This window comes from Geodermatophilus sp. SYSU D01176, from assembly GCF_054050015.1.
In genome coordinates, this window is sequence record NZ_JBJGYN010000007.1 from 16,718 (window position 1) to 42,874 (window position 26,157).

Here is a 26,157-nt window from a genome sequence, read left to right on the forward strand (position 1 = left end):
CACATCCGATCGGGGCCCCGGCATGGACGCCGGGGCCCCGATGGCGTCCCGCCCTGCCTGGAGGAGACAGATGAAGGTCGCGGTCACCGGCTCCTCCGGACTGATCGGGACGCGCCTGGTGGCCGCCCTGCGGTCCGACGGGCACGAGGTACTGCGGCTGGTGCGCCGGACGCCGAGGACAGCGGACGAGCACCGCTGGGACCCGCACCACCGGCGGGTCGACCCGGCGCTGCTGGCCGACGTCGACGCCGTGGTCAACCTGGCCGGCACGCCCATCCGGCCGCGACCGTTCACCGCCGGCTACAAGCAGCAGCTGCGCTCCAGCCGGCTGGACAGCACCGGGACGGTGAGCGGGGCGCTGGCGGCTGCGGCCGCGGCGGATCCGGGACGCCGCCGCGTGCTGCTCTCGGCCTCGGCCGTCGGCTACTACGGCGACACCGGCGACCGGCCGGTGGAGGAGGACGCACCGCCCGGCAGCGACTTCCTGGCCCGGCTCTGCGTCGACTGGGAGGCCGCCACCCGCCCCGCCGAGGACGCCGGCGTGCGCGTGGTGCACCTGCGCACCGGCCTGGTGGTCGGCCGCGACGCGATGCTGATGCGCATCCTCGGCCTGGTCTTCCGGGCCGGGCTGGGCGGCCGGATGGGCTCGGGACGGCAGTACTGGCCCTGGATCAGCCTGGACGACGAGGTGGACGCGATCCGCTTCCTGCTGACTGCCGACGTCTCCGGCCCGGTGAACCTGACCGGCCCGGATCCCGTGACCAACGCCGAGTTCGCCCGGCGTCTGGCGGCCACGGTGCACCGGCCGGCCGTCCTGCCGGTGCCCGGGCCGGTCCTGTCGCTGGCGCTCGGGGAGTTCGGCCGGTCCAGCGTGCTGGCCGGGCAACGGGCACTCCCTGCCGCGCTCCAGCGGGCCGGCTTCCGCTGGACCCACCCCGACCTCGACGCCGCGTTCCGGGCGGCCCTCCGGCGCGGCTGAGCCCGGCTCAGGTCACCCGCTCGGCCGACGCGATCCGCCACCCTTCAGCACCCGCCTCCAGCGTCATCCGCACCCCCGCCTCGCCGCGGCCCAGCAGCGACCGCAGCGCCGGCCCACCGACGTCCGCGGCCGGGACCACGGCATAGGGCGGCCAGCGGTCGACCACCCGCAGGGTCACCCGGCCCTCGGCTGCCGAGCCGTCGAGCACCGCTGCGCTGACCACCTCGGGCGCGAACCCCCGGAGCGCTCGGCCGGCGGTGGTCAGGTCGGCAACGGTGGCGCGGTCGGCGGCGAGGAGGGTACTGCCCGGCGCGTACACCTCCTCCAGCAGCGCGACGGAGCCGGTGGAGAGGGCCTCGGCCCGGCGTGCGTAGAGCTCGGCGAGGCGGGCCGGCCAGTCCTCCTCCAGCACGGCGGCGGCCGTCGGCTCGGGGGCCGGCGGTGACGGCGTCGGCGTCGGCGTCGGCGTCGGCGATGGCATCGTCGGCTGCGGGGTGCCGGACGACCTCGGCGCTGCTGGCCCCGGCCCGTCCGGTGCCCCGGCCACGCGGTCGGCCGACGCGGCAGGCTCCTGCGCCGGCGCGGACGGGGCGCTCCCCCACCAGCCGCCGAGCCACACCCCGAGAGCCACCACGGCGGCCGCCCCCAGCAGCGCCCCCGCTCTCCGGAGCAGCCGGCCCGACGGGACCAGCCGGGCCCGCAGTCCGGAGCGGTCCGGCGGCGCCTGCTCCGGATCCCGCCGGTGCCGACCGGGGAGCTGGTGGGTCAGCTCCGTGCGCGGGCCGCGTCCGGTGCGGCCGAGCTCCTCGTCGGGCACCCCGGCCCGCGGCAGCCGCACCGGCTCCGGGCGGCAGGCGTGCCGCAGGTCCAGCGCGAAGGCGGCGGCCGACCCGCGGTGGTGCGGATCAGGGGCCAGCCCGCGGGCGATCACGGCGAGCAGGTCCGGCGGGGCGTCGGGTGCGAGCTCGGCCAGGTCGGGCAGCACGCCGTCCGCGGCGACCCGGAGCGTGTCCGCCGGCGTCGCGGCGTTCCACGGCGCCACCCCGGTCAGCGCGTGGAAGGCCGCGGCGGCGACGCCGAAGACGTCCGAGGCCGGGCCGGGCGGGCCACCACGGGCGACCGTGGGGTCGACGTAGGCCGGCGTCACCTCGCCGGCGGCCTCCTCCCCCAGCACCCGCGCCACGCCGAGGTCGGTGAGCACCGGGCGGCCCTCCGCGGTGAAGACGACGTTGCCCGGGGAGAGGTCGCCGTGCACCACCCCGCGCTCGTGCGCGTCCGCCAGCGCCGCGGCCACGGGGGCGAGGGTGGTGACCACCTCACCGGGGCGCAGCCTGCCCCGCCGGGCCAGCAGCGCAGCCAGGCTGCCGCCGGCCGGCAGGTCCAGGACGAGCGCCACGCGCGGCTGCCCACCCCGGCGCGGCTCGTGCACGACCTCGTGCAGGCGGACCAGGTGCGGGTGCTCGAGCTCGCCCAGCAGCGCCGCCTCGCGTGCCTGCCGCTCGGCGTCCCCGGCCACCAGCAGTTTCACCGCCACCGGCGGGCCGCCGGACCGGGGCACCGCGCGCCACACCTCGCCGGACCCGCCGCGTCCGAGCAGCTCCTCCAGCCGGTAGCCGGGGACGACGGGCGCGGACGGGGACGACGGCATGGCGGGCACCGTAGGGGGCCGGGTCGCATCCCCGCCGGCGTTGTCCACAGGGACCGGTCCCGTCCACCCTCCGGGCCTCGTCCCGCCGGGAGTGGTGACGTCACAGCGACCGGCTGCTCCGGCTGGAGGCCGCCGGCCGCAACGGTGCGGCCGACGAACGCGTCCGGGCCGAGCGCATCCGCAGCCGGCGCGACGAGCACGACGGCATCGGCGCCGCGCCGCGGCAGCTCGTCGGCGCCGCAGGACTCCGCAGCGTCCACCGACGGGTCAGGCGCCGGGGCGCCGCTCGGCCGCTCCATCCCGTCGTCGGCGGGACGAGACCAACCCGACCACGATGGAGATCAGCGTCAGGACCGTGCTGACGAGCGGCAGCCAGGCCTGTGTCCAGGTGTTCCGAACCACCAGGACCGACCCGGCGACGACCACCACCACGAGCAGCCACGACTGCTGCCACCACGGCGTCCTGACCGGGCGCGACACGAGACGGACGCCATCCCCTCGCCAGTCCGGCGGCGGGGGTGTGGACACGCCGAGCCCGGGTCCTCGGCAGGCGACGGTGGACGGCCGATCACCACTCCCAGCGAGATGAGGACCGGGCCCGGACGGGTGGGCCGGCGTCGGGCGACCTAGGTTCGGAGCATGCCGCTGCCCGCCCGCGCCCAGGCCGTCGTCGTCGGGGCCGGTCTCGCCGGGCTGTCCGCGGCGGTCCGGCTGGCCGCCGCGGGCGTCGACGTGCACGTGGAGGAGGCGGCCGCGCACGCCGGTGGCCGGCTGGCCACCGAGCGCGTCGACGGGTTCGTCGCGGACCGGGGCTTCCAGGTGCTCAACACCGGGTACCCGCGCGCCGCCGACCTCGACCTGGCGGACCTCGACCTCGGGTGGTTCTGGCCGGGCGCGGTGCTGCGGGTCGACGGCCGCCCGCACCGGGTGGTCGATCCGCGGCGTCGCCCGACGGCGGCCCTCGACACGGTCCGCGCGCCGCTCGGTTCCCCGCTGCACAAGGCCGCGGTCGCGGCCTACTCCGCCCGGGCCGGCTACGTGCCGGTGGACCGGCTGCTCGGCGAGCCGGAGACCGATGCCGAGGATCGGCTGCGCCGGGCAGGCGTCGGCGAGACCGCGCTGGAGCGCTTCTTCCGCCCCTTCCTCGCCGGAGTGCTGCTGGAGGACCGGCTGGAGACCTCGAGCCGGTACCTGGACCTGCTGTGGCGCAGCTTCGCCCGCGGGGCCATCGGCCTGCCGGCCCGGGGCATGCAGTCGGTGGGCGAGCAACTGGTCGGCCGGGTGGGCGACGGCCGCGTGCACCTCGGCGTCCGGGTCACCACCGTCGCCGGGGACGCGGTGACCACCGACGCCGGGCGCACCCGCGCGGACGCGGTCGTGGTCGCCACCGACCCCGCCACGGCATCGGCGCTGGTGCCGGGGCTGACGGCGTCCGCGCCCCGGCAGGTGACCACGCACCTGCACGTGCTGCCGGCCTCACCGACCGGGGACCCGCTGCTGGTCCTCGGCGCGCCCGGCGGACGGCTGGTCAACAGCGTGGTGCTCACCGACGCCCAGCCCGCCTACAGCCCCGACGGCCGGGCGCTGGTCGCGAGCTCCAGCCTCGCGCCCACCCGGGAGTCCGACGTGCGGGGGGAGGTCGCCACCCTGCACGGCATCGGGCCCGGCGACCTGGAACACCTCACCTCGGTCACCGTGCCACGGGCACAGCCGGCCGCCCTCCCGCCGCTCCACCTCCGGCAGCCGGTGGAGCTGGGCGGCGGGCTGTACGTGGCCGGCGACCACCGCGACACCCCGTCCATCCAGGGCGCCATGGCCAGCGGGGCGCGGGCGGCCCGCGCCGTCCTGCGCGCGCTGGCGCCCGCCCAGCGAGGAGCTGCCTGAACCGTGCCCGCCACAGCACCGACCGTCCTGGCCACCAGCATCGGGTTCGACTCCCGGCGCCGAGGTCCCTACGACTGGGCGCCGGGCCCGGTCTTCGACCTCGCGTTCGAGCTCGCGGGGGCACCCGAGCAGCCGCGGCTGTGCTACCTCGGCACGGCCACCGGCGACGACCCGGTGCGGGTGGCCGGCGTGTACGGGGCCTTCGCCGGCAGCGGCGTGCAGGTCAGCCACCTGAGCCTGTTCCCGATGCCCACCGTGCCCGACCTGCGCGCGCACCTGCTGGCCCAGGACGTCGTCTGGGTCGGCGGCGGCAGCGTCGCGAACCTGCTCGCGGTGTGGCGGGTGCACGGGCTCGACCAGGTGTTCCGGGAGGTGTGGGAGGCCGGCGTCGTCCTGGGCGGGGTGTCCGCCGGCTCCCTGTGCTGGCACGTCGGCGGCACCACCGACTCCTACGGCCCCGAGCTGCGCCCCGTCACCGACGGTCTGGGGCTGATCCCCACCTCCAACGGGGTGCACTACGACTCCGAGGAGCAGCGCCGGCCGCTGTACCACCAGCTGGTCACCGAGGGCACGCTGCCCGGCGGCCACGCCACCGACGACGGCGTGGGGCTGGTGTACCGGGGCACCGAGCTGGTGGAGGCGGTCGCCGACCGGCCGGACAAGGCCGCCTACCGGGTGGAGAGGGGCCCCGACGGCACGGCGGTCGAGACCCGCATCGAGCCCCGCCGGCTGCGCTGAGCGCGGGCATAGGCTGGGCCCCGTGAGCGAGCTGCAGGTCGTCCGGGCGGGCACGGTTCCCTACGACGAGGCGTGGGCGATGCAGCGCGAGCTGCACGCGGCCCGGGTCGCCGGTGAGGGCCCCGACACGCTGTTGCTGCTGGAGCACCCGCCGGTCTACACCGCGGGCAAGCGCACCGAGCCGCACGAGCGCCCCTTCGACGGCACCCCGGTCATCGACGTCGACCGCGGTGGCAAGATCACCTGGCACGGCCCCGGCCAACTGGTCGGCTACCCGATCGTCCGGCTGGCCGACCCGGTCGACGTCGTCGCCCACGTGCGGCGCCTGGAGGCGGCACTCATCGACGTCTGCGACGCTCTCGGCCTGCCCACCGAGCGGGTCGAGGGCCGCAGCGGCGTGTGGGTGCGCGCCGACCACCGCGGCCCGGACCGCAAGGTCGCCGCCATCGGGGTCCGCGTGGCCAGGGGCGTGACCATGCACGGGTTCGCGCTCAACTGCGACCCGGACATGTCGGCGTTCGGCAACATGATCCCCTGCGGGATCGTGGACGCCGGCGCCACCTCGCTCACGACCGAAATCGGCCGCGACGTGACCGTCGCCGAGGTCATCGACCCGGTCGAGCGGGCGGTGCGCGAGGTGCTCACCGCCGCCGTCCCCGCCTGAGAAAGGACCCCCTTCCCCGAGCCCTTCGCAGGCTCAGGGCACGCCCGGAAGGGGGCCTCAGCCGACGACGAAGTTGACCAGCCGGCCAGGAACGGCGACGACGCGGCGCACGGTCCTGCCGTCCAGGTGCGCGGCCACCTTCTCGTCCGCCCGGGCCGCGGCCTCCAGCGCGGCGGCGTCGGCGTCCGCCGGCACCGTCACCTGCGCCCGCACCTTGCCGTTGACCTGGACGGCGACCTGCACGGTGTCCTCGACCAGCCAGCGCTCGTCGGCCTCCGGGAACGGCGCCCAGGCCAGCGACGACCCGTGGCCCAGCCGCGACCACAGCTCCTCGGCGATGTGCGGGGCCAGCGGCGCCACCATCAGGACCAGCGGCTCGGCCACCGACCGCGGCACCGGGGAGTCCGCGCCGTACGCCGACGTCAGGTGGTTGGTCAGCTCGGTGATCCGGGCGATCGCGATGTTGAACCGCAGGGTCGAGAACCCGTCCCGCACCCCGGCGATGGTCCGGTGCAGCGCCCGCAGGGTCTCCTCCGACGGTTCGACGTCGGCGGCCCGGACCGCGCCGGTCCGCTCGTCGACCACGACCCGCCAGATCCGCTGCAGCAGCCGCTGCGAGCCGACGACGGCCTTGGTCTCCCACGGCCGGGACTGGTCCAGCGGCCCGGTGGACATCTCGTACACCCGGAAGGTGTCCGCGCCATACGCCCCGATCATCTCGTCGGGGGTGACCATGTTCTTCAGGCTCTTGCCGATCTTCCCGTACTCGCGGTTGACCGGCTTGCCCTCGTGGAAGAACCGGCCGTCCTCCTCCACCACCTCGGCGGCGGGCACGTAGAAGCCCCGCTCGTCGGTGTAGGCGTAGGCCGAGATGTAGCCCTGGTTGACCAGCCGGCGGAACGGCTCCTCGCTGGAGACGTGGCCCAGGTCGAACAGCACCTTGTGCCAGAAGCGCGCGTACAGCAGGTGCAGGACGGCGTGCTCGACCCCGCCGACGTACAGGTCGACACCGCCGACGTCCCCGGGCTCGCGCGGGCCCAGCCAGTAGCGCTCCAGCTCCGGGTCGACCATCCGGGTGTCGTCGCCGGGGTCCAGGTAGCGCAGGTAGTACCAGCAGGACCCGGCCCAGTTGGGCATCGTGTTGGTCTCGCGGCGGTACTTCCTCGGGCCGTCGCCCAGGTCCAGCTCGACCGTCGTCCACTCTGTCGCGCGCGAGAGCGGCGGCTCGGGCGAGGAGTCCGCGTCGTCGTCGGCGAAGGTCTTCGGCGAGTAGTCGTCCACCTCGGGCAGCAGCACCGGCAGCATCGACGTCGGGACGGCGACCGGCAGGTCGTTCTCGTCGTAGACGACCGGGAACGGCTCGCCCCAGTAGCGCTGCCGGCTGAACAGCCAGTCGCGCAGCTTGTAGGTGGTGGTCGCCTCGCCGTGGCCGTTGGCGACCAGCCAGTCGGTGATGGTCGCGATCGCGGTGGCCTTGTCCAGGCCGTCCAGCGAGATCTCGTCGTTCGCCGAGTTGATCATCGGGCCGGCGCCGGTGTACGCGCCGCCCTCGAAGCCCTCCGGCGGCTGCACGGTCCGGATCACCGGCAGCCCGAACTTCTCGGCGAACTCGAAGTCGCGGACGTCCTCGCCGGGCACGGCCATGATCGCGCCGGTGCCGTAGCCCATCAGCACGTAGTCGGCGACGAACACCGGCAGCTCGCGGCCGTTGACCGGGTTGACCGCGGTCGCGCCCGTCCAGACGCCCGTCTTGTCCCGGCCCTCGGTCTGGCGCTCCAGCTCCGAGCGGCGGGACGCCTCGCGCCGGTAGGCGGAGACCGCCTCGCCCGGGGTGGCCGCGCCGCCGGTCCAGCTGGGGTCGGTGTCCGCGGGCCACGCGGCGGCGGTCAGGGACTCGACCAGCGGGTGCTCCGGCGCCAGCACCATGTAGGTGGCGCCGAACAGGGTGTCGGGCCGGGTGGTGAAGACCTCGATCGTCTCCGCGGCTGCGTCGTCCGCCCGCCCCGCCGCCCCGACGGAGAAGCGGATCCGCGCGCCGGTGGAGCGGCCGATCCAGTTGCGCTGCATCAGCTTCAGCGAGTCCGGCCAGTCCAGCCGGTCCAGGTCGTCCAGCAGCCGGTCGGCGTAGGCGGTGATCCGCATCATCCACTGCGTGAGCGGGCGCCGGAACACCGGGAAGTTGCCGCGCTCGGAGCGGCCGTCCGGCGTGACCTCCTCGTTGGACAGCACGGTGCCCAGCCCCGGGCACCAGTTCACCGGCGCCTCGTGCAGGTAGGCCAGCCGGTGGCGGTCGACGACCTTGCGCTTCTCGACCTCGTCGAGCTCGGCCCACGGGCGGCCGGACGGGTTGGTGCCGGGGGCGGGCTCGCGGATGCCGGCGTCCAGCTCGGCCACCAGCTGCTCGATCGGCCGGGCCTTCCCGGCGGACTCGTCGAACCAGGACCCGAAGACCTGCAGGAAGATCCACTGGGTCCACCGGTAGTAGCCCGGGTCGATCGTGGCGAAGCTGCGGCGGTCGTCGTGGTCGACGCCCAGCCGGCGCAGCTGGGCCCGGATGGCCGTGATGTTGGCCTCGGTGGTGATCCGCGGGTGCTGCCCGGTCTGGACGGCGTACTGCTCCGCGGGCAGCCCGAAGGCGTCGTAGCCCATCGGGTGCAGCACGTTGGCGCCGTCCATCCGGCGGAACCGGCTGGTGACGTCGGTGCCCAGGTAGCCCAGCGGGTGGCCGACGTGCAGGCCGGCGCCTGAGGGGTACGGGAACATGTCCATCACGAAGTACTTGGGCCGGTCGGCGACCCGCTCGAAGCCCTCGGACAGCCGGCCGGTGGGGTTCGGGGTGTGGAACGTCCCCTCGGCCTCCCAACGGTCCTGCCAGGCGAGCTCGATCTGCTGCGCCAGGGCCGGGGTGTAGCGGTGCGGCGGGACGTCCCCCACCGCCTGGTCGGCGCTCGGCTGGTCGGCCGTCTGACTCATCGTCGTGCTCCTGGTCATCGGGGTGCTCGTACCGGCGGCGGACAGCAAAAGACCCCTCACGCAGGAGGGGTCGCCGTGCTGACGGGGGATCTCAGGTCAGCACGGCCGCGCGAGGAGGAGCCGCCTGGTCACGCCGTCGATGCTACCGCGCGCGGCCCTCCGGTCCCGGCTCACCCGCACCGGCACCCCGCACCGCCCCGGGTGGAGGACCGGACCCCCTCGGCCGAGAACGGTGGTGTTCGACCGACCGGCCGGGCCTCCGCGCCGTCCCGAGCCGTCCTCGGCCTGACCCTGGGGGCGCTGGCCCTGCTCGCCACCGGTGTGTGGGGCCGTCCGGACGGGGACTCCTGGGCGGTCGCCCACGACCTGGTCCTCTGCAACGCCGTGTACGGGGGTGGCGCAGCAGGTGCTGGCCACCGCCTCCGCCCGGCGGCCCGCCGCGCTGCTGCTGCTGGACCTCGACGGCTTCAAGGAGGTCAACGACAGCCTCGGGCACGCCGCCGGGGACACGCTGCTGCGCCAGGTCGGCCCCCGGCTGCGCGGGGCGCTGCGCGCCTCGGACACCCTGGCCCGGCTCGGCGGCGACGAGTTCGCCGTCCTGCTGCCCGACGCCGGCCTCGATGCGGCCCAGGAGCAGGCCGAGCGCATCCGGGACCTGCTGGCGCAGCCGTTCTCGCCCGGCGGGATCCGGCTGCACGTGGGGGTGAGCATCGGCGTCGCCACCGCCCCCGTCCCCGCGGCGACGGTGGAGGAACTGCTCCGCTGCGCCGACGTCGCCATGTACGCCGCCGAGGCGGGCCGGGAGGGCGTGCGTACGTCCCCGACCCGCACGCCGGCACCGGTGACCGGCTGCACACCATGGAGGAGCTGCGGACGGCGCTGGACGAGGGCGGCCAGCTCGCCGTCCACCTGCAGCCGCAGGTCGACCTCGCCGACGGCCGCGTCGTCGGCGCCGGGGCCCTGGTCCGCTGACACCACCCGACCGGCGGCCTGCTCTCCCCCGCCGACCTGCTGCCCGCCGCCGAGCAGGCCGGGCTGCTGCGGTCGCTGGGCGGCGCCGTCCCGGAGCTGGCGCTGGACGCCGCGGCCCGGTGGTGGCGCGAGCACGGCGTCCCGGTGTCGGTGAACCTCATCACCGACCTCGACCTGCCGGCCGCGGTCGCCGCCGCCCTGGCCCGCCACGGCCTCCCGGCCGCGGCGCTCACCCTCGAGCTGGTCGAGGACACCCTCGTCTCCGACCCCGAGCGGGGACGCTCGGTGCTCGGCGAGCTGCGCCGGACCGGCGTCCGGACGTCGATCGACGACTACGGCACCGGCTACAGCTCGCTCGCCCACCTCCGCACCCTGCCGGCCGACGAGCTCGAGCTCGAGCTCGACCGGAGCCTGACCCAGGACGTCGGCCGCGACCCGCGGGCCACGGCGATCGTCCGGCACACCGTGACCCTCGCCCACGACCTGGGCCTGACGCTCACCGCCGAGGGCGTGGAGGGCGCCGAGACCGCCGCCGCGCTCACCGCGCTGGGGTGCGACACCGCGCAGAGGGGTTCGCGGTGGCCCGCCCGATACCGGTGGAGGCGTTCCTCGACTGGCTGCGCGCACCTGCGTCGCTACAGCCGCTGTAACGCCTCCGGTACCCGGCTGTGGGCGCCGACCGGGAGATCCATCCGGGGTGTGCCGTCCGGAGCGAGCGGGCAGGATGGCCGCCGACACGATCAACCGGAGGTGCATCCCGTGTTCCGCAAGAAGACGCACGGCCAGATCATCGGCGAGGAACTGCAGGAGGGCCTCGTCCACATCGGGACGGCGGTCGCGGAGGCCCGGAAGGCGGCGACGGAGCAGTTGGCGCCGCGCGTGGAGGCCGCCCGGGAGGCGAGCGGCCCGGCCCTGGACGCCGCGAAGGGCGCGGTGGCGCCCAAGGTCGCCGCCGCGGTGGCCGTCGCCGCGCCCGCCGTCGAGGCCGCACTCGACGCGATCGCCCCGCGGGTGGAGGCCGCCCGTGACGCGGTCGGCCCGCGCGTCGAGGCCACCCTCGAGGCGCTCGGCCCCCGCGTCGAGGCCGCGCGCGAGGCCGCGACGCCGCACCTGGCCGCCGCGGTGACCGCGGCCCAGGCCGCGGCCGCCAAGGCCGCCGCCGACCTCGCGCCTCGCATCGAGGCCGCCCGCGACGCGGCGCAGAAGGCGCTGGAGACCGATCTCGTGCCACGGCTCACCGCCGCCCAGGCCGCCACGCTCGCCTACGCCGCCCCCCGGGTGGTCGCCGCTCGCGAGGCGGTCACGCCGGTGCTGGAGAGCACCCGCGAGTCGCTCGCCTCCGGGCTGCTCAGCGCCCGCGACGAGCTCGAGCTGCGCCGCCTGGAGCTCGCCGCCACCACCGCCAAGGCCGCGAAGAAGCGCGCCGAGCTGGAGAAGGCGGCGGCCAAGAAGCGCCGGGAACTGGAGAAGAAGGCCGCCAGAGCGGGTAAGGCGGTCACGCGGAAGGTCGGGAACGAGCCCTCGCCGCGGCGCTGGCCGTGGCTGCTCGCCGTCCTCGGCATCGCCGCCGCCGTGGCGGTGGTGCTGCGCCGCCGCAGCGGCTCCGACGACCTGTGGACCCCCGCCCCCACCGGCGACGGGCCCGTGCCGAGCTACCGAGAGGACCCCGTGCCCAGCTCCCCGAGCAACTCCGGCAAGACCGTCTCGACCGCCCAGACCACGGCGGGCGACGCCACCCCGCCCGACACCGACGCCGGCTCGTGGGCCCAGCAGTCGCACCCCGCCGACGCTGCCGCGCCCGACGTCCCGGGCACCGCGACCGGCGGCACCGAGGACCCGGCGCTGGACACCGCCACCGCCGCCCCGGACGACCAGCCGCAGACCGCCTCCGGCGGGATCGGCTCCGACTCCGAGGACCCGCGCAACCCGGCGACCTGACCCCACACCGCCCCTCAGCAGCAACGCCCGCCTCCGCCGAGGCGGGCGTTGCCGTCTGCGGGGGTACCGTGGTCGATCATGAGCGAGACGGTGGCCCCGACCCCCTCCACCGACACCCCCCTGACGCCGTCCGGCCGGAAGCTGCTGCGCCTCGAGGTCCGCAACAGCCAGGTCCCGATCGAACGCAAGCCGGAGTGGATCAAGACCCGGCTCAAGACCGGTCCGGAGTACACCGAGCTGAAGTCGCTGGTCCGCCGGGAGGGGCTGCACACCGTCTGCGAGGAGGCCGGCTGCCCCAACATCTACGAGTGCTGGGAGGACCGCGAGGCCACCTTCCTCATCGGCGGCGACCAGTGCACCCGGCGCTGCGACTTCTGCCAGATCGACACCGGCAAGCCCGCGGAGTTCGACGCCGACGAGCCGCGCCGGGTCGCCGAGAGCGTCGCCACCATGGGGCTGAAGTACGCCACCGTCACCGGCGTGGCCCGCGACGACCTGCCCGACGGCGGCGCGTGGCTCTACGCCGAGACCGTCCGCCAGATCCACGCCGCCCTCCCCGGCTGCGGCGTCGAGCTGCTCATCCCCGACTTCAACGCCGACCCGGCCCAGCTCGCCGAGGTCTTCTCCTCCCGGCCCGAGGTGCTCGCGCACAACGTCGAGACCGTGCCGCGCATCTTCAAGCGCATCCGCCCCGGCTTCCGGTTCGAGCGGTCGCTGGCGGTTCTCACCGCGGCCCGCGAGGCCGGGCTGGTCACCAAGTCCAACCTCATCCTCGGCATGGGCGAGGAGCCCGACGAGGTCGTCGAGACGATGCGCGCGCTGCACGACGCCGGCTGCGACCTGCTGACGATCACCCAGTACCTGCGCCCGTCGCCGCGGCACCACCCCGTCGTCCGCTGGGTCAAGCCCGACGAGTTCGTCGGCTTCCAGCAGACCGCGGAGGAGATCGGCTTCCCCGGCGTGCTCGCCGGGCCGCTGGTGCGCAGCTCGTACCGGGCCGGCCGGCTGTACCAGCAGGCGGTCGAGGCGCGCGGGTTGACCCGCTCGATCTGAGGACGTCGCGGCCGGTCCGCCGGGGCCGGGCGGCGGCCCTCCTGCAGGGTCCCGACGCGAGCTTGCGAGCGTTGGGGGGCAGGAGGGTCCTTTCTCTATCCTGGGGGCATGGCACGCAGCAGGCCCACCGACTCGTCCGCGCCGTCCGGAAGCGGCAAGGCCGCCACCGGGCCCGGCTCCCGAGGCCGCGGCAGGGGAGCGACGAGGGTCGGCAAGGACGGCCGGCCCAAGGTGGGCCGGCTGAAGAAGGTCGGCAACCAGGCCCGCATGATGAAGCAGGCCTACTCGCTGACCCGCAAGAACGACCCCAAGCTGCCCTGGCTCATGCTGATCGCCTTCGCGGCGGTCGTCGCGGTGGTCGAGCTGATCGGCATCCTGCTCAGCTCGCCGTTCCTCTTCCTGCCCATCGCGATCCTGCTGGGCCTGCTCGCCGCGCTGATCGTCTTCGGCCGCCGCGCACAGGGCTCGGCCTACCGCCAGGTCGAGGGCCAGCCCGGCGCCGCGGCGTGGGTGCTCGAGGGCATGCGCGGCGACTGGCAGGTCTCCTCGGGCGTCGCCGGCACCACGCAGCTGGACGCCGTGCACCGGGTGCTCGGCCGCCCCGGGGTCGTCCTGGTCGGCGAGGGCGCGTCGTCGCGGGTCCGCCCGCTGCTGGCGCAGGAGAAGAAGCGGATCGCCCGGATCGCCGGGGACGCCCCGATCTACGACGTCCTCGTCGGCGACGAGGAGGGCCAGGTGCCGCTGCGCAAGCTCAGCGCGCACGTGATGAAGCTGCCCCGCAACCTCTCCGGCGCCGAGCTCAACGCCCTGCGCAAGCGGCTCTCCGCCCTCGGCGGCACGCGGATGCCGGTTCCCGGCGGCCCGCTGCCCGGCGGTCGCCAGATGACGGTCAGCCAGCGGCAGGTCCGCCGCCGGTAGTCGGCCCCGTCCCCGGGGCGGCGTCCTTCAGCCGAGCCGGGCAAAGGGCTCGGCGTAGCGGAAGGTCCCCTCGGTGCGCCGTCCGGTGAGCCAACGGGCCTGGAAGTGCTCGCCCCAGGCCGGGTCGGGCGCGCCCACACCGACGCTGGCGGCTGCGACGAAGCCGAACCGCCGGTAGTAGCCCGGCGACCCCAGCAGCGCGACCAGCTGCTCGCCGACCGCCTCGGCGACGGCGACCAGTGCGTGCACGAGCACGGTGCCCACGCCCCGGCCCTGCGCCTCGGGCAGCACGCCGAGCGGGCCGAGCCCGAGTACGGGGGTGCCGAGGGGCTCGATCCAGCCGCGGGTGGCGATCACGTGACCGACGACCTCACCGCCGTCGGTCGCGACGAGGGACAGGTGCGGCAGGAAGCCGGCGTCCTCGCGCAGCTCGTCCACCAGCCGGGCCTCGACGACGTCGGTGCCGGGCCGCGCGCCGGGCGGGCGGAAGGCGGCGGCGTGCACCGCGTGGACGGCGGCGGAGTCGGCCGGCCGCTCCCGGCGGACGATCACGCGTCGCGGACCACGGCGGTGTCGGTCAGCCGGTCGTGCAGCCCGCGGCCGTCGGCGTCCACCACGAGCGCGGGGACCAGCACCATCAGCAGCGCCGTCCGGAAGACGGCCCGCCACAGCGCCAGCCGCTCCCCCGGCCGCGGGTGCGCGAGCCGCAGCCCGAGCACCCGCATGCCGGGCGTCTGCCCGAAGACCACCAGCGTGACCACGGTGATCAGCCCGAACGGCAGCAGGCTCCAGTTGCCTGGCAGCGAGGGCGCGGTGAACAGGCCCGCGATCAGCGCCGCGGCCATGGCGTCGACGAGGAAGGCGCCGATCCGGCTGCCGAAGGAGGCCAGGGAGCCGGGCCCCTCGGCGGGCAGCCCCAGCGCGGCGCCCCGCGGGCGCTCTTGAGAGGGTGGCTGCGCGTCCCGGACCATGGACCTCAGCGTAGGACGCGCGCGCAGACCGTCCGCCCGACCGGCGGCGACGGGGTCGGCGACACGCCGCGAGCGTTGTTACCGGCCCGAAACACCCGAGACACCGCAGGGCAACCGCCCGCTCGTACGTTCGCCACCGGCTGTCCGCCCCAACCCGGAGGATCGATGTTCACCAGTCCCGACGAGGTCGCCGCCTACATCCGCGACAACGACGTCGAGTTCGTCGACGTCCGCTTCTGCGACCTGCCCGGCGTCATGCAGCACTTCACGATCCCCGCGTCGACCTTCGGCGAGGACACGTTCTCCGAGGGTCTCGGGTTCGACGGCTCCTCGATCCGCGGCTTCCAGGCGATCAACGAGTCGGACATGCTCCTGCTGCCCGACGCCAACAGCGCCTTCGTGGACCCGTTCCGCAAGCACAAGACGCTGAACATCAACTTCTTCATCCACGACCCGATCACCCGCGAGGCCTACAGCCGCGACCCGCGGAACGTGGCGAAGAAGGCCGAGGCGTACCTCGCCAGCAGCGGCATCGCCGACACCGCCTACTTCGGCCCCGAGGCGGAGTTCTACGTCTTCGACTCGATCCGGCACTCGACCGGCATCAACGAGGGCTACTACCACATCGACGCGGTCGAGGGCTCGTGGAACTCCGGCTCGCTGACCGGCGAGAACGGCGGCCCCAACCTGGGCTACAAGACCCGGCCCAAGGGCGGCTACTTCCCGGTCGAGCCCTACGACCACCAGAGCGACCTGCGCGCCGACATGATGCTCAACCTGACCCGCGCGGGCCTCGAGCTCGAGCGCGGCCACCACGAGGTGGGCACCGGCGGCCAGGCGGAGATCAACTACAAGTTCGACACGCTGCTGCGGTCGGCCGACAGCCTGATGCTGTTCAAGTACATCATCAAGAACACCGCCTGGGCGGCCGGCAAGACGGCGACCTTCATGCCCAAGCCCCTGTTCGGCGACAACGGCTCGGGCATGCACTGCCACCAGAGCCTCTGGAAGGACGGCGAGCCGCTCTTCCACGCCGAGACCGGCTACGCGGGCCTGTCCGACACCGCCCGCCACTACATCGGCGGCCTGCTGGCCCACGCCCCGTCGCTGCTGGCCTTCACCAACCCCACGGTGAACAGCTACCACCGCCTGGTGCCCGGCTACGAGGCCCCGATCAACCTCGTCTACTCGGCCCGCAACCGCTCGGCCTGCTGCCGCATCCCGATCTCCGGCGACAGCCCCAAGGCCAAGCGCATCGAGTTCCGCGTGCCCGACCCGTCGGCCAACCCCTACCTCGCCTTCTCGGCGATGCTGATGGCGGGCCTGGACGGCATCAAGAACAAGATCGAGCCGCCGGCGCCGGTCGACAAGGACCTCTACGAGCTGCCGCCCGAGGAGGCCCTGGGCATCGAGAAGGTGCCGGCCTCGCTGGACGCCGTCCTCGACCGCCTCGAGGTCGACCACGAGTACCTCGTCGACGGCGGGGTGTTCACCCCCGACCTGATCGAGACGTGGATCGAGTACAAGCGGGAGAACGAGATCGACCCGATCCGCCTCCGCCCGCACCCGCACGAGTTCGCGATGTACTACGACATCTGACCTGCCCGGTCCGTTCCGCGGCCCCCGTCCTCGCACCCGAGGACGGGGGCCGCGGTGCGTCCTGCGGCGACGAGGCGGCTCGGTCGCCCCTCCGCCGACCCCGGTACCGTGGCAGGTCGATGTGTCAATCCCATGGGACGAGTTCGTCCGGAACGGTCGGGGTCGTCCAGACCGCGTCGTCGTGGGTCCAACAGCGAGAAGGCGAGAGTCCATGACCACCGACGGCAACCGCACCAGTGTGGCCGTGATCGGCGCCGGCCCCGCCGGGCTGACCGCCGCCTACGAGCTGGTCCGTCGCCAGGTGCCGGTCACCGTCCTGGAGGGTGACTCGATGGTGGGCGGCATCAGCCGCACCGCCGAGCGGGAGGGCTGGCGCTTCGACATCGGCGGCCACCGCTTCTTCACCAAGGTCCCCGAGGTGGAGGCGCTCTGGCACGAGATCCTCCCCGACGAGGACTTCCTCCTCCGGCCGCGGATGAGCCGCATCTTCTACGACGGCAAGCTCTACGACTACCCGCTCAAGGCCGGCAACGCGCTGGGCAACCTCGGGCCGGTCGAGGCCGTGCGGTGCGTGGCGTCCTACCTGTGGGCGCGGGTCCGCCCGCCGAAGAACCAGGAGACCCTGGAGGGCTGGATCGTCGCGCGCTTCGGCAAGCGCCTGTACGAGCACTTCTTCAAGACCTACAACGAGAAGCTCTGGGGCGTCTCGGTCGACCAGCTGCCGGCCGACTTCGCCGCCCAGCGGATCAAGAACCTGTCGCTGACCGGCGCGGTGATCAACGCGCTGACGCCGAAGCGGAACCAGAAGGAGATCACCTCCCTCATCGAGGAGTTCCAGTACCCCAAGTACGGGCCCGGGATGATGTGGGAGACCGCCGCGCGCAAGGTGCAGGAGCGCGGCGGCACGGTGGTCATGGAGGAGAAGGTCCGCACCGTGCACTGGGAGCCCGGTCGCGGTGTCACCGGCCTCACCACGGTCGTCACCGGCGGCTACGGCGCGGGCGCGGGTGCGCCGGAGGCCAGCCGGACCGACGTCGGCACCGAGAAGCGGTACGACGCCCACCAGGTCATCAGCTCCATGCCGTTCTCCTCGCTGGTGCACGCGCTGGACCCCAAGCCCCCGGCGGAGGTGCTCGCGGCGGCCGACGGCCTGAAGTACCGCGACTTCCTCACCGTCGCGCTCGTCCTCCCGGTCGAGGCCGGCTTCCCGGACAACTGGATCTACATCCACTCGCCGGACGTGCAGGTCGGCCGGATCCAGAACTTCGGCTCCTGGTCGCCCTACCTGGTCAAGGACGGGCGCACCTGCCTGGGCCTGGAGTTCTTCGTCAACGTCGGCGACGACACCTGGAACCGGTCCGACGAGGAGCTCATCGCCCAGGGCGCCCGCGAGCTGGAGCAGCTCGGGCTGGCCAAGGCCGCCGACGTCGAGCGCGGCTTCGTCGTCCGGATGCCGAAGGCCTACCCGTTCTACGACGCCGGGTACAAGGACAACGTCGAGGTCATCCGCCGGTGGATGGAGACGAACACGCCGAACCTGCACCCGGTCGGGCGCAACGGCATGTTCCGCTACAACAACCAGGACCACTCGATGATGACGGCGATGCTCACCGTGCAGAACATCGCCGACGGCGCGACGCACGACATCTGGGACGTCAACGTGGAAGAGGACTACCACGAGGAGGTCTCGTCGCAGCGGCCGGACGCCACGGCGGACGACCACGGGAGTCCGCGCCCGTCGGCCGCGTGACCGAGGTACCCGGCGCCCGCCGTCGGCCCGAGCCCCTGGAGAGCGTCGGGCCGGCGGCGGGCGCGTCCGCGTCCGGGGTGGACGCCGCCGCCCGCCCGGGCCCGCTGTCCCGCACCCTGCGGCTGGCGCGCCGGCACCTGGCGTTCCTGGCGCTGCTGGTCCTCGCCGCGATCGCCCGGGGCTACGTCACCGCGGCGTACTCGACGGCCCTGTGGTTCCCGGACTCGGGCACCTACGTCGACCGGGCCGCCTGGGTCGAGCCCGCCGTCGACCGGCCCTGGGGCTACTCGGCCTTCCTCGCCCTGCTCAACCCGGTGACGACCTACCGCGAGGTGGCCGTCGTCCAGCACGTGCTCGGCCTGGCGATGGTGGCACTGGTGTACGCGCTGCTGCAGCGCCGCGGCGTCGCCCGCTGGGTGAGCCTGCTGGCCGTCGTCCCCCTCGCCTTCGACGCCTACCTGCTCGACATCGAGCACTTCATCCTGGCCGAGACGCTGTTCATGTTCCTGATGACCGTCGCGGTGGTGCTGCTGCTGGCCCGCGAGCGACGCGGACCGCTGGTGCTCGCGACGGTCGGCGTCCTCATGGGTCTGGCGACGCTCACCCGCACGGTCGGGCTCTTCCTCGTCGGGGTGCTGTTCGTCTACCTCCTCGTCCGGCTGCTGGTCCGGACGCTGCGCTGGACGGCGGTCGTGGCGTTCGTCGGCGGGGTCGCCGCGGTCCTGCTGCCGTACGCGTTCTGGTTCGGCAGCGTGCACGGCTCGGTGGGGCTCACCGACTACACCGGCCACTTCCTCTACGGCCGGGTGGCCACCTTCGTGCAGTGCGAGGAGCTGGACGTGCCGGCGCGCCTGCAGCCCCTGTGCCCGACCGACCCGCCGGAGGAGCGGCGCCCCGGCGACCAGTTCGTCTGGTTCCCCGACAGCCCGGCCAACGCGGTCGAGAACGGCGTGTGGGTGTGGTCGGAGGAGGACCTCGCGGAGTTCGCCACCATCGCCATCACGGGGCAGCCGCTGGACTACCTGCGCCAACTGGTCTCCGAGACCGTGCACTACGTCGAGCCCGGCCGGGTCGCCGGTCCCCAGGACACCTGCCCGACGTGGTGGGCGTTCCCGTACCCGGCTCCGGTCGAGCAGTACGACTGCACGCCGGTGCTGGCCCCCGGGCCCTACGGCTACGACGAGGAGATGGTCGGGAACCTGCGCTCCTACCAGCGCTACTTCTACACACCCGGACCGGTGCTCGGCGTCTGCCTGCTCGTGGGCCTCGGCGCGCTGCTGGCCCGCCGGCGCGGCTGGTCGGACCGGCCGGACCCGGCGGTCCTGGCGCTGATCGGGTTCACCCTGATGGCCGGCCCGGCGGCGACCGCCTCGTTCGACTTCCGTTACGTGCTCCCGACGCTGGCCGTCCTGCCGCCGGCCGCCGCCCTGGCGTTGCGCGGGGTCGGCCGGCGGCGCCGGGCCGACGAGGGGGCCGTCGCGGAGCCCCGGCCGGAGCCCGCGCCGGCGGCCGGCTGAGTCCGGTCGCCGGCCGCGGGGAGCAGCCCCTGCCGGGCCCGGCTACTCGGGGGGCACGGGCCGCACGGCGACGAGCTGGACGTGGATCCAGACGAGCTGGACGTGGAACCAGGTCGCGCCGCAGCGCGGACAGATCAGCGATCCCGGCGCGGTCGGGGACGGCACCGGTATCCCGCCGAGGGAGTGGCGCTCCCAGGTCAGGCCGTGCCCGTCGTCCCCGTGCTGCACGTCGTAGTCCGCGCTCCAGACGTGCCCGCACCCGGCGCAGGTGAAGCGGTACTGCTCCACCGCGACGTCCTGGAGCATCTCGGTCACGTCCTCTCACCGTCGTGGCGGTGGACGCGCGACCGGGAACGCAGGGGCGCGGCCACACGGTCCCGCCCCTGCGCCGGCGCGGCCAGCGGGGCTCAGCCGGCGATCTCGATGCGCCGCGGCTTCGCCTGCGCGGCCTTGGGCACGCGGACGGTCAGGACGCCGTCGTCCAGCCGGGCGCTGACGTCGTCCGGGTCGACATCCGCGGGCAGGGTCACCGAGTACTCGAAGTGGCCCACGCGCCGGGTCCGCCGACGCAGGACGCCCGTGCGCTCCTTCTCCTTGACCTCACCGGAGACCACCAGCCGGCGGTCGTCGAGCTGGATGTCGATGTCCTCGCGCTGGACCCCGGGCAGCTCGATCTCGACCGAGTAGGCGTCCTCGGTCTCCTCCACGTCGGCCAACGGCGCCCAACTCCGCAGACCGCCGGTGAAGCCGGCCTCCCACAGGGAGTTGACGCGCTCGGCGAGCTCGTCCAGCTCGCGGAAGGGGTCCCAGCCGGCGACTGCGCGGGACCGTGAACGGACGGGCAGTGTCATCTGAGTCGACCTCCTCTGAACCGGTTCGGTGGCTCGCGACCAGGGCCCTGGTCGCGGTCACCTGGTAGAACCTCCAGTGGCCGCTGTAGATTCCCGGGGTCGATGCGAGCGTGCTGCCGGTCCGGTCGAGCCGGGCCCCGACGACCGCGGCCCCGGCCCCCTCCAGGGGACCGGGGCCGCGGTCGCGGGCCGGCTCAGCAGCAGCGGCTGACCGGGTTGCGCTCCGCCTCGTCGGCGCGCCGCCGCTCGAACTCACGCCGGCTCATCGGCTCGTGCCCGTGCTCGGCGCAGTGCCGCAGGTAGTCGTCCCACCGCGCCTCACCGGTGAGCTCCTTGAGGTACCAGTGCACCCCCCTCAGGGCCCGGGTGACGGCGGACCGGACGGCGGTGGCGTTCCCCCCGCTCACCGCGGCGGACCCTCCTGCGTGAAGGTGCCGTGGCCCCGCGCACCCGCGCCGACCAGCCGCTCGTGCTCGGCGATGGCCGCCTTCTCCTCCGCGGTGGCGAACAGCCCGGAGGGCTCGACGATCGACGACGGCACCGCCGGCTCCTCGGTGGTGGGCACCGGACCGCGGGCCCGGAGCGCCCGGGCGATCACGACGACGGCGTTCACCACGACCACGAGGACCAGCAGCGCGAAGACGGCCTGCAGCACGCCGTTCAGCGTCGAGTTGTAGATGATCCGGTCCATCTGGTCGGCGTCCTGCGCGGGCGCCAGGAGCTCCCCCGCCGCCTGCGCGTCGGCGTACCGCTGGCGCTGCGCGAAGTAGCCGACCCTCGGGTCGGCCGAGAACACCTTCTGCCAGCTCGCCGTCATCGTGATGATGAGGTCCCAGGCCAGCGGGATGCCGGTGACCCAGGCGTACTTCGCCTTGCCGTGCTTGATGAGCAGCACGGTGACGAGGGTCAGGGCGATGCCGGCCAGCAACTGGTTGGCGATGCCGAACAGCGGGAAGAGCTGGTTGACGCCACCCAGGGGGTCGGTGACCCCGACGTAGAGGATGTAGCCCCACAGCGCGACCACCGCGGCGCTGGCCATGATGTTGCCCGGCCGCCAGGACAGGTCGCCGAAGCGCTTCCAGACGTTGCCGATCGTGTCCTGCAGCATGAACCGGCCCACGCGGGTGCCGGCGTCGACGGCCGTGAGGATGAACAGCGCCTCGAACATGATCGCGAAGTGGTACCAGAACGCCGCCATCCCGGCGCCGAACGCCTGCGACAGGATGTTGGCGATGCCGACGGCCAGGGTCGGCGCACCACCGGTGCGGGAGACCAGGCTCGGCTCCTGGATGGCCGCGGAGGCCGCGGCCAGGTCCTGCGCCGTGGTGTCGAAACCCAGCCCGTTGACGTAGGCGGCGGCGCTCTCCGCGGTGCCTCCGGTGACGCCGGCCGGCGCGTTCATCGCGAAGTAGAGCCCCTGGTCGATGACCACCGCCGCGATCAGGGCGCTGATGGCGACGAAGGACTCCATGAGCATGCCGCCGTAGCCGATCAGGCGGACCTGGCTCTCCTTGGCGACCATCTTCGGCGTCGTCCCGGACGAGATCAGGGCGTGGAAGCCCGACAGCGCGCCGCAGGCGATGGTGATGAAGACGAACGGGAACAGCGAGCCGGCGAAGACCGGCCCGGTGCCCTCCCGGGCGAACTCGGTGACCGCGTCCGCCTGCAGCACCGGCCGGGCGAGGAGCAGGCCGATGGCGAGCAGGACGATGACGCCGATCTTCATGAACGTCGACAGGTAGTCGCGGGGGGTGAGCAGCAGCCACACCGGCAGCACCGAGGCGACGAAGCCGTAGACCACCAGGGCGAGGACCAGCCACTCCTTGGAGAGGGTCAGCGCCTCGCCGAGCCCGGTGTCGTCGATCAGGCCGCCGCCGATGACCGCGGCCAGCAGCAGGACGACGCCGATGGCGGTGGCCTCGAGGACCCGTCCTGGCCGGATCGTCCTCAGGTAGACGCCCATGAACAGGGCGATCGGGATGGTCAGCGCGATGGAGAACACGCCCCACGGGGACTCGGCGAGCGCGTTGACCACGATCAGCGCGAGCACTGCCAGGATGATGATCATGATGGCGAAGACGGCGATGAGCGCCGCGATGCCGCCGACGATCCCGATCTCCTCGCGGACCATCTGGCCCAGGCTCTTGCCGTTGCGGCGCATCGAGAAGAACAGCACGGTCATGTCCTGCACCGCGCCGGCGAAGATGACGCCGACGATGATCCAGATGGTGCCGGGCAGGTAGCCCATCTGCGCGGCGAGCACCGGCCCGACCAGCGGACCGGCGCCGGCGATCGCGGCGAAGTGGTGCCCGAACAGCACCCGCCGGTCGGTCACGTCGAAGTCGATGCCGTTGTGCAGCCGCTCGGCCGGGGTAGCCCGCCGGTCGTCGACCTGGAGCACGCGGCGCGCGATGAACTTCGCGTAGAAGCGGTAGGCGATCGCGTAGGAGCACAGCGCGGCGAACAGGATCCAGAGTGCCGAGACGGTCTCCCCGCGGGCCAGCGCGAGCACCGTCCAGGCGACGGCGCCGACGATCGCCACCGCCGTCCACACGAGGACGCTCTTCAACGTCGGACGGCGACGGCCGGCTCCCCCGGGGGGTCCTCCGTCGGTGTCGGACCTGCTGACGGTGGTGGACACGGTCGCCCTCCCTCATGCGCGGACAGCGCCCGGACGACGCCGTCCTCGTGGACCCAGGGAGCATGACAAGACCCCGGCCCGGTCCACCAGCAGGGAGCCGGGTCGTGACCGGCCCGTGATCCGTCAGGCGTACCCCCAGACGTCCTGGGCGGTCTCGACGACCAGCGCCAGCTTGGCGATCTGCTCGTCGCGGGTGAGCGCGTTCCCCTCCACCGTCGAGGAGAACCCGCACTGCGGGGAGAGCGCCAGCTGCTCCAGCGGCACGTACCGCGCGGCCTCGTCGATGCGCCGCTTCAGGTCGTCCTTGCGCTCGAGCTCCGGGCGCTTGGTCGTCACCAGGCCCAGGACGACGCGCGTGCCCGGCGGCACGAAGCGCAGCGGCTCGAACCCACCGGAGCGGGCGTCGTCGTACTCGAGGAAGAAGCCGTCGACCTCCAGGCCGCCGAACAGCGCCTCGGCGACGAAGTCGTAGCCGCCCTCGGCCACCCAGGAGGAGCGGAAGTTGCCGCGGCACATGTGCGTGGTGACCGTCAGCCCCTCGGGACGGCCGGCCAGCGCGGCGTTGATCTGCCGGATGTAGCGCTCGTGCTGGTGCTCGGCGTCCCGCCCCTGGGCGGCCAGCTCGGCGCGCTGCGCCGGGTCGTTCAGGTAGGCCAGGCTGGTGTCGTCCAGCTGCAGGTAGGTGCACCCCGCCGCGGCGATCCCGCGCACCTGGGCGGCATAGGCCGCCGACAGCGCGTCCCAGAACGCGTCCTCGTCGGGGTAGACGGCCGGGTCGATCGCCGCGGGACCCCCGCGGTAGTGGACCATCGAGGGCGAGGGGATGGTCAGTTTCGCCGTCTGGGCGTCGGTCACCCTGCTCTGCAGGAACGCGAAGTCCGCGCCGAAGATCGGCTCGTCGATCGACAGCGGCCCGTCGACGCGCAGCCCGGCAGGGGTGAAGTCGATCGTCCCGTCGGCGTTCCGGAAGTGGACGACGATGTCCTCGCCGGTCACCTTGCTGATCCCGTCGATGGCGTAGATGAAGTCCATGTGCCAGGACGCGCGGCGGAACTCCCCGTCGGTGGCGGTGCGCAGGCCGACGTCGTGCTGCATCCGCACCACCTGCGCGATCGCCGCGTCCTCGATGCTGCGCAGCTCGGCGGCGTCGATCTCCCCGGCCGCCAACCGGGCGCGGGCGTCGAGCAGGGGCTGCGGGCGCAGGAGGCTGCCGACGTGGTCGGCGCGGAACGGCGGTCCGGAGGCGTCGGTCATGGCCCCGAGCTCGGTCGAGGGCGCCGGCCCGCGCAGCCCCTGGCCCGCGGGGGTGCCCTCGGCCCCGCGACGGGGTAGGCGACGGGCATGACCGACCTCCTCCGCCACCAGGACGTGGCCGACTCCCCCGGGATCATCGAGGTCGAGGACGTCGTCGCCGGCTGTCCCGACCACCTCGACGCCGTCCGCGGCTGACCGCTCCGGGCCCTCCGGTGATCCGGACCGTGCGCGTGTACGAGCTGGACCCCGGTGCTGCCGGGGCCCGGTTCCTCGTCGACCGGGTGTGGCCGCGCGGGGTCGCGCGGGACGCCCTGGCCCTCGACGGGTGGCTGCGTGACGCCGCTCCCAGCGACGAGCTGCGCCGGTGGTTCGGCCACGACCCGGCCCGGTGGCCGGAGTTCCGCCGCCGCTACGTCACCGAGCTCGACGCCCGCCCGGAGGCGTGGGCGCCGCTGCGGGCCGCGGCGGCTGCCGGCGACGTCCTCCTCCTCTACGCCGCCCGGGACCGCGAGCACAACAACGCCGTCGTCCTGCGCGACCACCTCGAGCAGGCGACCCGACCGCCGGAGGGCTGATCAGCGCAGCACCGGCACCAGGACCGGGACGGCGGCATCCCGGAAGGCCGGGGTGACCTCGCCGTCCCGACGGATGAGGTCCAGCAGCTCGCCGACCTCGTTGCCCTGGGGCCACACCGGCAGCTCCGCGATCGCGCGCAGCGACGCCAGCACCTCGTCCCGGGCCGGGCCGATGGCGTCGGGGTCCCGCTCGGCCTCGGCGAGCAGGGCCTCCAGCGCGCGGTGGGGCTCGGGGTCGGCCAGCTGCTCCAGCGTGGGGACGGCGGCGTCGGCGAAGACGCCGCTCAGCTCGCCCCTCGCCGCGGCGTCCCGCACGTCGGCGAGCAGGTCGGCGGCACGGTCGGCCGTCTCGCCGGCGGGGACGTCGTGGTCGAGGGCGCGGAAGGCGTCGACCAGCTCAGGCCCGGCCGGCCCGACGGCGGGCGGGTCCGCGGCGACCGTCTGCTCGAGGTCGATCAGCCGCGCGGGCCGTACCACGCCGGACAGCACCTGCTGCACCCGCTGTCCCACGGCGGGTGCGAGCCCACCGTCGGTGACCGCGGCGACCGCGGCGTCGTGGACCACGACCGCGGCCGCGCGCTGCGCACCCCCGCCGAGCACCTCCACGCGGCGGAGGCCGTCGAGCACCTCGCCCGCCCGGGGTCCCGCGCCGCCGGGATCCCGCTGGACGAGCTCCTCGAGGTCGCCGATCGTGACCCGCAGCTGCTCCTCCGGTGCCCGGGCGACCGCCGGCAGCGGCGGGAGGGCGACCACCTCCGCGACCTCGGCCGCGCCGACGGAGGTGGTCGCCGCCGTGGCGGCCGGAGGCGTGGCCGGCAGGGCCGGACCGGTGGGCGGGCTCGCTGCGGAGGGCTCCCCGGCGGCGCCCGACACCACCCGGAGGCCCACACCGAGGACGGCGATGGCCACCACGATCCCCGCCAGCACCCTCGTCAGGCGCCGGGCGGCGGGGTCCGGACGCCGGTGGGCGGGCCCGCGCGCGGGTCGGTCGGGACCACCCGCGGGGCGGTCGGTCTCGGGTTCGGCCACGACCTGCTCCCGGGGGTCGAGACCGGCCTGCGCCGGCGGTACGCGGAAGGGCTCATCGTGGACGGAGGAGGCCCGCCGGCACCCGGTCCGGGCTCCCGTCCGGTCCGGGTCGCCCGCCGGTCGTCACGGCGGGCGACCGCCCTCGGACGCCGGGAACGGGGTCCCGCCGCTCCCCCACCTCCGCGGGCGCCCGCGGGTCGCTC

At 74.4% G+C, this 26,157-nt stretch carries 23 protein-coding genes; 12 read left to right on the forward strand and 11 right to left on the reverse strand.

What is annotated here, in order from left to right:
- Positions 1 to 70 precede the first annotated feature (70 nt).
- The gene (locus tag ACI78Z_RS06100; RefSeq protein ID WP_457035633.1) at positions 71 to 979 is read left to right on the forward strand and encodes a TIGR01777 family oxidoreductase; all 909 of its coding nucleotides are present in this window, start codon (positions 71 to 73) and stop codon (positions 977 to 979) included.
- Positions 980 to 986: 7 nt separating this feature from the next.
- Here ACI78Z_RS06100 and ACI78Z_RS06105 read toward each other — a convergent pair whose 3' ends face one another.
- Both ACI78Z_RS06105 and ACI78Z_RS06110 read right to left on the reverse strand, forming a co-directional pair.
- Complete coding sequence (locus ACI78Z_RS06105) at positions 987 to 2,627, reverse strand: protein kinase domain-containing protein (RefSeq protein ID WP_457035634.1); 1,641 nt, start codon at positions 2,625 to 2,627, stop codon at positions 987 to 989.
- Between the two features lie 267 nt (positions 2,628 to 2,894).
- Entirely contained in the window at positions 2,895 to 3,107 is a 213-nt protein-coding gene (locus tag ACI78Z_RS06110; protein ID WP_457035635.1) for a hypothetical protein, read from the reverse strand.
- Positions 3,108 to 3,266: 159 nt separating this feature from the next.
- On the opposite strand from ACI78Z_RS06110, the gene ACI78Z_RS06115 reads away from it, so the two are divergent.
- Genes ACI78Z_RS06115 through lipB form a run of 3 tightly spaced genes read left to right on the forward strand, consistent with a single transcriptional unit; the run spans position 3,267 to position 5,913 of the window.
- The gene (locus tag ACI78Z_RS06115) at positions 3,267 to 4,511 is read left to right on the forward strand and encodes an FAD-dependent oxidoreductase (RefSeq protein ID WP_457035636.1); all 1,245 of its coding nucleotides are present in this window, start codon (positions 3,267 to 3,269) and stop codon (positions 4,509 to 4,511) included.
- Positions 4,512 to 4,514: 3 nt separating this feature from the next.
- Complete coding sequence (locus ACI78Z_RS06120; RefSeq protein ID WP_457035637.1) at positions 4,515 to 5,249, forward strand: Type 1 glutamine amidotransferase-like domain-containing protein; 735 nt, start codon at positions 4,515 to 4,517, stop codon at positions 5,247 to 5,249.
- A 22-nt stretch (positions 5,250 to 5,271) separates the two neighbouring features.
- A complete protein-coding gene (gene lipB, locus ACI78Z_RS06125) occupies positions 5,272 to 5,913 on the forward strand; it encodes a lipoyl(octanoyl) transferase LipB (protein WP_457035638.1) in 642 nt (213 codons plus the stop codon).
- A gap of 57 nt (positions 5,914 to 5,970) precedes the next feature.
- Here the strand turns inward: lipB and leuS are convergent, their stop codons facing one another.
- Positions 5,971 to 8,886: a leucine--tRNA ligase gene (leuS, locus tag ACI78Z_RS06130; protein WP_457035639.1), complete on the reverse strand. Its 2,916-nt coding sequence runs from the start codon at positions 8,884 to 8,886 to the stop codon at positions 5,971 to 5,973.
- Between the two features lie 394 nt (positions 8,887 to 9,280).
- Here leuS and ACI78Z_RS06135 point away from each other — a divergent pair, with 394 nt between their 5' ends.
- The 4 genes from ACI78Z_RS06135 to ACI78Z_RS06150 all read left to right on the forward strand — a co-directional run bounded on the left by ACI78Z_RS06135 (position 9,281) and on the right by ACI78Z_RS06150 (position 13,767).
- On the forward strand, positions 9,281 to 10,012 hold the full coding sequence (locus tag ACI78Z_RS06135) for a GGDEF domain-containing protein (protein WP_457035640.1): 732 nt from the start codon (positions 9,281 to 9,283) through the stop codon (positions 10,010 to 10,012).
- On the forward strand, positions 9,898 to 11,796 hold the full coding sequence (locus ACI78Z_RS06140; protein ID WP_457035726.1) for an EAL domain-containing protein: 1,899 nt from the start codon (positions 9,898 to 9,900) through the stop codon (positions 11,794 to 11,796). Before ACI78Z_RS06135 ends, ACI78Z_RS06140 begins: the two co-directional genes overlap by 115 nt.
- A gap of 78 nt (positions 11,797 to 11,874) precedes the next feature.
- Positions 11,875 to 12,849: a lipoyl synthase gene (gene lipA / locus ACI78Z_RS06145; protein ID WP_457035641.1), complete on the forward strand. Its 975-nt coding sequence runs from the start codon at positions 11,875 to 11,877 to the stop codon at positions 12,847 to 12,849.
- Between the two features lie 108 nt (positions 12,850 to 12,957).
- The gene (locus tag ACI78Z_RS06150; protein WP_457035642.1) at positions 12,958 to 13,767 is read left to right on the forward strand and encodes a DUF4191 domain-containing protein; all 810 of its coding nucleotides are present in this window, start codon (positions 12,958 to 12,960) and stop codon (positions 13,765 to 13,767) included.
- 27 nt (positions 13,768 to 13,794) lie between these two features.
- On the opposite strand, the gene ACI78Z_RS06155 is transcribed toward ACI78Z_RS06150, so the two are convergent.
- Both ACI78Z_RS06155 and ACI78Z_RS06160 read right to left on the reverse strand, forming a co-directional pair.
- Positions 13,795 to 14,319, reverse strand: a complete 525-nt coding sequence (locus ACI78Z_RS06155; protein WP_457035643.1) for a GNAT family N-acetyltransferase — start codon at positions 14,317 to 14,319, stop codon at positions 13,795 to 13,797.
- The gene (locus ACI78Z_RS06160; RefSeq protein ID WP_457035644.1) at positions 14,316 to 14,738 is read right to left on the reverse strand and encodes an RDD family protein; all 423 of its coding nucleotides are present in this window, start codon (positions 14,736 to 14,738) and stop codon (positions 14,316 to 14,318) included. The genes ACI78Z_RS06155 and ACI78Z_RS06160 overlap by 4 nt, the downstream gene beginning before the upstream one ends.
- A gap of 165 nt (positions 14,739 to 14,903) precedes the next feature.
- Here ACI78Z_RS06160 and glnA point away from each other — a divergent pair, with 165 nt between their 5' ends.
- The 3 genes from glnA (at position 14,904) to ACI78Z_RS06175 (ending at position 19,604) form a co-directional block, all read left to right on the forward strand.
- Complete coding sequence (glnA, locus tag ACI78Z_RS06165; protein ID WP_457035645.1) at positions 14,904 to 16,337, forward strand: type I glutamate--ammonia ligase; 1,434 nt, start codon at positions 14,904 to 14,906, stop codon at positions 16,335 to 16,337.
- A 211-nt stretch (positions 16,338 to 16,548) separates the two neighbouring features.
- Entirely contained in the window at positions 16,549 to 18,087 is a 1,539-nt protein-coding gene (locus ACI78Z_RS06170) for an NAD(P)/FAD-dependent oxidoreductase (RefSeq protein ID WP_457035646.1), read from the forward strand.
- Complete coding sequence (locus ACI78Z_RS06175) at positions 18,084 to 19,604, forward strand: phospholipid carrier-dependent glycosyltransferase (RefSeq protein WP_457035647.1); 1,521 nt, start codon at positions 18,084 to 18,086, stop codon at positions 19,602 to 19,604. Before ACI78Z_RS06170 ends, ACI78Z_RS06175 begins: the two co-directional genes overlap by 4 nt.
- Positions 19,605 to 19,646: 42 nt before the next feature.
- Here ACI78Z_RS06175 and ACI78Z_RS06180 read toward each other — a convergent pair whose 3' ends face one another.
- From ACI78Z_RS06180 to ACI78Z_RS06200, 5 genes are all read right to left on the reverse strand, one after another.
- Positions 19,647 to 19,919, reverse strand: a complete 273-nt coding sequence (locus ACI78Z_RS06180) for a hypothetical protein (protein ID WP_457035648.1) — start codon at positions 19,917 to 19,919, stop codon at positions 19,647 to 19,649.
- Between the two features lie 92 nt (positions 19,920 to 20,011).
- Positions 20,012 to 20,455, reverse strand: a complete 444-nt coding sequence (locus tag ACI78Z_RS06185) for an Hsp20/alpha crystallin family protein (RefSeq protein ID WP_457035649.1) — start codon at positions 20,453 to 20,455, stop codon at positions 20,012 to 20,014.
- Positions 20,456 to 20,649: 194 nt separating this feature from the next.
- Positions 20,650 to 20,862: a YbdD/YjiX family protein gene (locus ACI78Z_RS06190; protein WP_457035650.1), complete on the reverse strand. Its 213-nt coding sequence runs from the start codon at positions 20,860 to 20,862 to the stop codon at positions 20,650 to 20,652.
- The gene (locus ACI78Z_RS06195; protein ID WP_457035651.1) at positions 20,859 to 23,024 is read right to left on the reverse strand and encodes a carbon starvation CstA family protein; all 2,166 of its coding nucleotides are present in this window, start codon (positions 23,022 to 23,024) and stop codon (positions 20,859 to 20,861) included. The genes ACI78Z_RS06190 and ACI78Z_RS06195 overlap by 4 nt, the downstream gene beginning before the upstream one ends.
- 195 nt (positions 23,025 to 23,219) lie before the next feature.
- The gene (locus tag ACI78Z_RS06200) at positions 23,220 to 24,350 is read right to left on the reverse strand and encodes a 5-methyltetrahydropteroyltriglutamate--homocysteine S-methyltransferase (RefSeq protein WP_457035652.1); all 1,131 of its coding nucleotides are present in this window, start codon (positions 24,348 to 24,350) and stop codon (positions 23,220 to 23,222) included.
- Positions 24,351 to 24,562: 212 nt separating this feature from the next.
- On the opposite strand from ACI78Z_RS06200, the gene ACI78Z_RS06205 reads away from it, so the two are divergent.
- The gene (locus ACI78Z_RS06205) at positions 24,563 to 24,925 is read left to right on the forward strand and encodes a DUF488 domain-containing protein (RefSeq protein ID WP_457035653.1); all 363 of its coding nucleotides are present in this window, start codon (positions 24,563 to 24,565) and stop codon (positions 24,923 to 24,925) included.
- Here ACI78Z_RS06205 and ACI78Z_RS06210 read toward each other — a convergent pair whose 3' ends face one another.
- Positions 24,926 to 25,954, reverse strand: coding sequence for a hypothetical protein (locus tag ACI78Z_RS06210; protein WP_457035654.1), 1,029 nt, complete (start codon positions 25,952 to 25,954; stop codon positions 24,926 to 24,928).
- Between the last annotated feature and the right edge of the window lie 203 nt (positions 25,955 to 26,157).

Coding starts and splice junctions, on each gene's coding strand:
- ACI78Z_RS06200 (WP_457035652.1), bottom strand. CDS start 24,350: ATGACCGACGCCTCCGGACCGCCGTTCCGCGCCGACCACGTCGGCAGC.
- lipA (WP_457035641.1), top strand. CDS start 11,875: ATGAGCGAGACGGTGGCCCCGACCCCCTCCACCGACACCCCCCTGACG.
- leuS (WP_457035639.1), bottom strand. CDS start 8,886: ATGAGTCAGACGGCCGACCAGCCGAGCGCCGACCAGGCGGTGGGGGAC.
- ACI78Z_RS06105 (WP_457035634.1), bottom strand. CDS start 2,627: ATGCCGTCGTCCCCGTCCGCGCCCGTCGTCCCCGGCTACCGGCTGGAG.
- glnA (WP_457035645.1), top strand. CDS start 14,904: ATGTTCACCAGTCCCGACGAGGTCGCCGCCTACATCCGCGACAACGAC.
- ACI78Z_RS06170 (WP_457035646.1), top strand. CDS start 16,549: ATGACCACCGACGGCAACCGCACCAGTGTGGCCGTGATCGGCGCCGGC.
- ACI78Z_RS06100 (WP_457035633.1), top strand. CDS start 71: ATGAAGGTCGCGGTCACCGGCTCCTCCGGACTGATCGGGACGCGCCTG.
- ACI78Z_RS06185 (WP_457035649.1), bottom strand. CDS start 20,455: ATGACACTGCCCGTCCGTTCACGGTCCCGCGCAGTCGCCGGCTGGGAC.
- ACI78Z_RS06115 (WP_457035636.1), top strand. CDS start 3,267: ATGCCGCTGCCCGCCCGCGCCCAGGCCGTCGTCGTCGGGGCCGGTCTC.
- ACI78Z_RS06160 (WP_457035644.1), bottom strand. CDS start 14,738: ATGGTCCGGGACGCGCAGCCACCCTCTCAAGAGCGCCCGCGGGGCGCC.
- ACI78Z_RS06150 (WP_457035642.1), top strand. CDS start 12,958: ATGGCACGCAGCAGGCCCACCGACTCGTCCGCGCCGTCCGGAAGCGGC.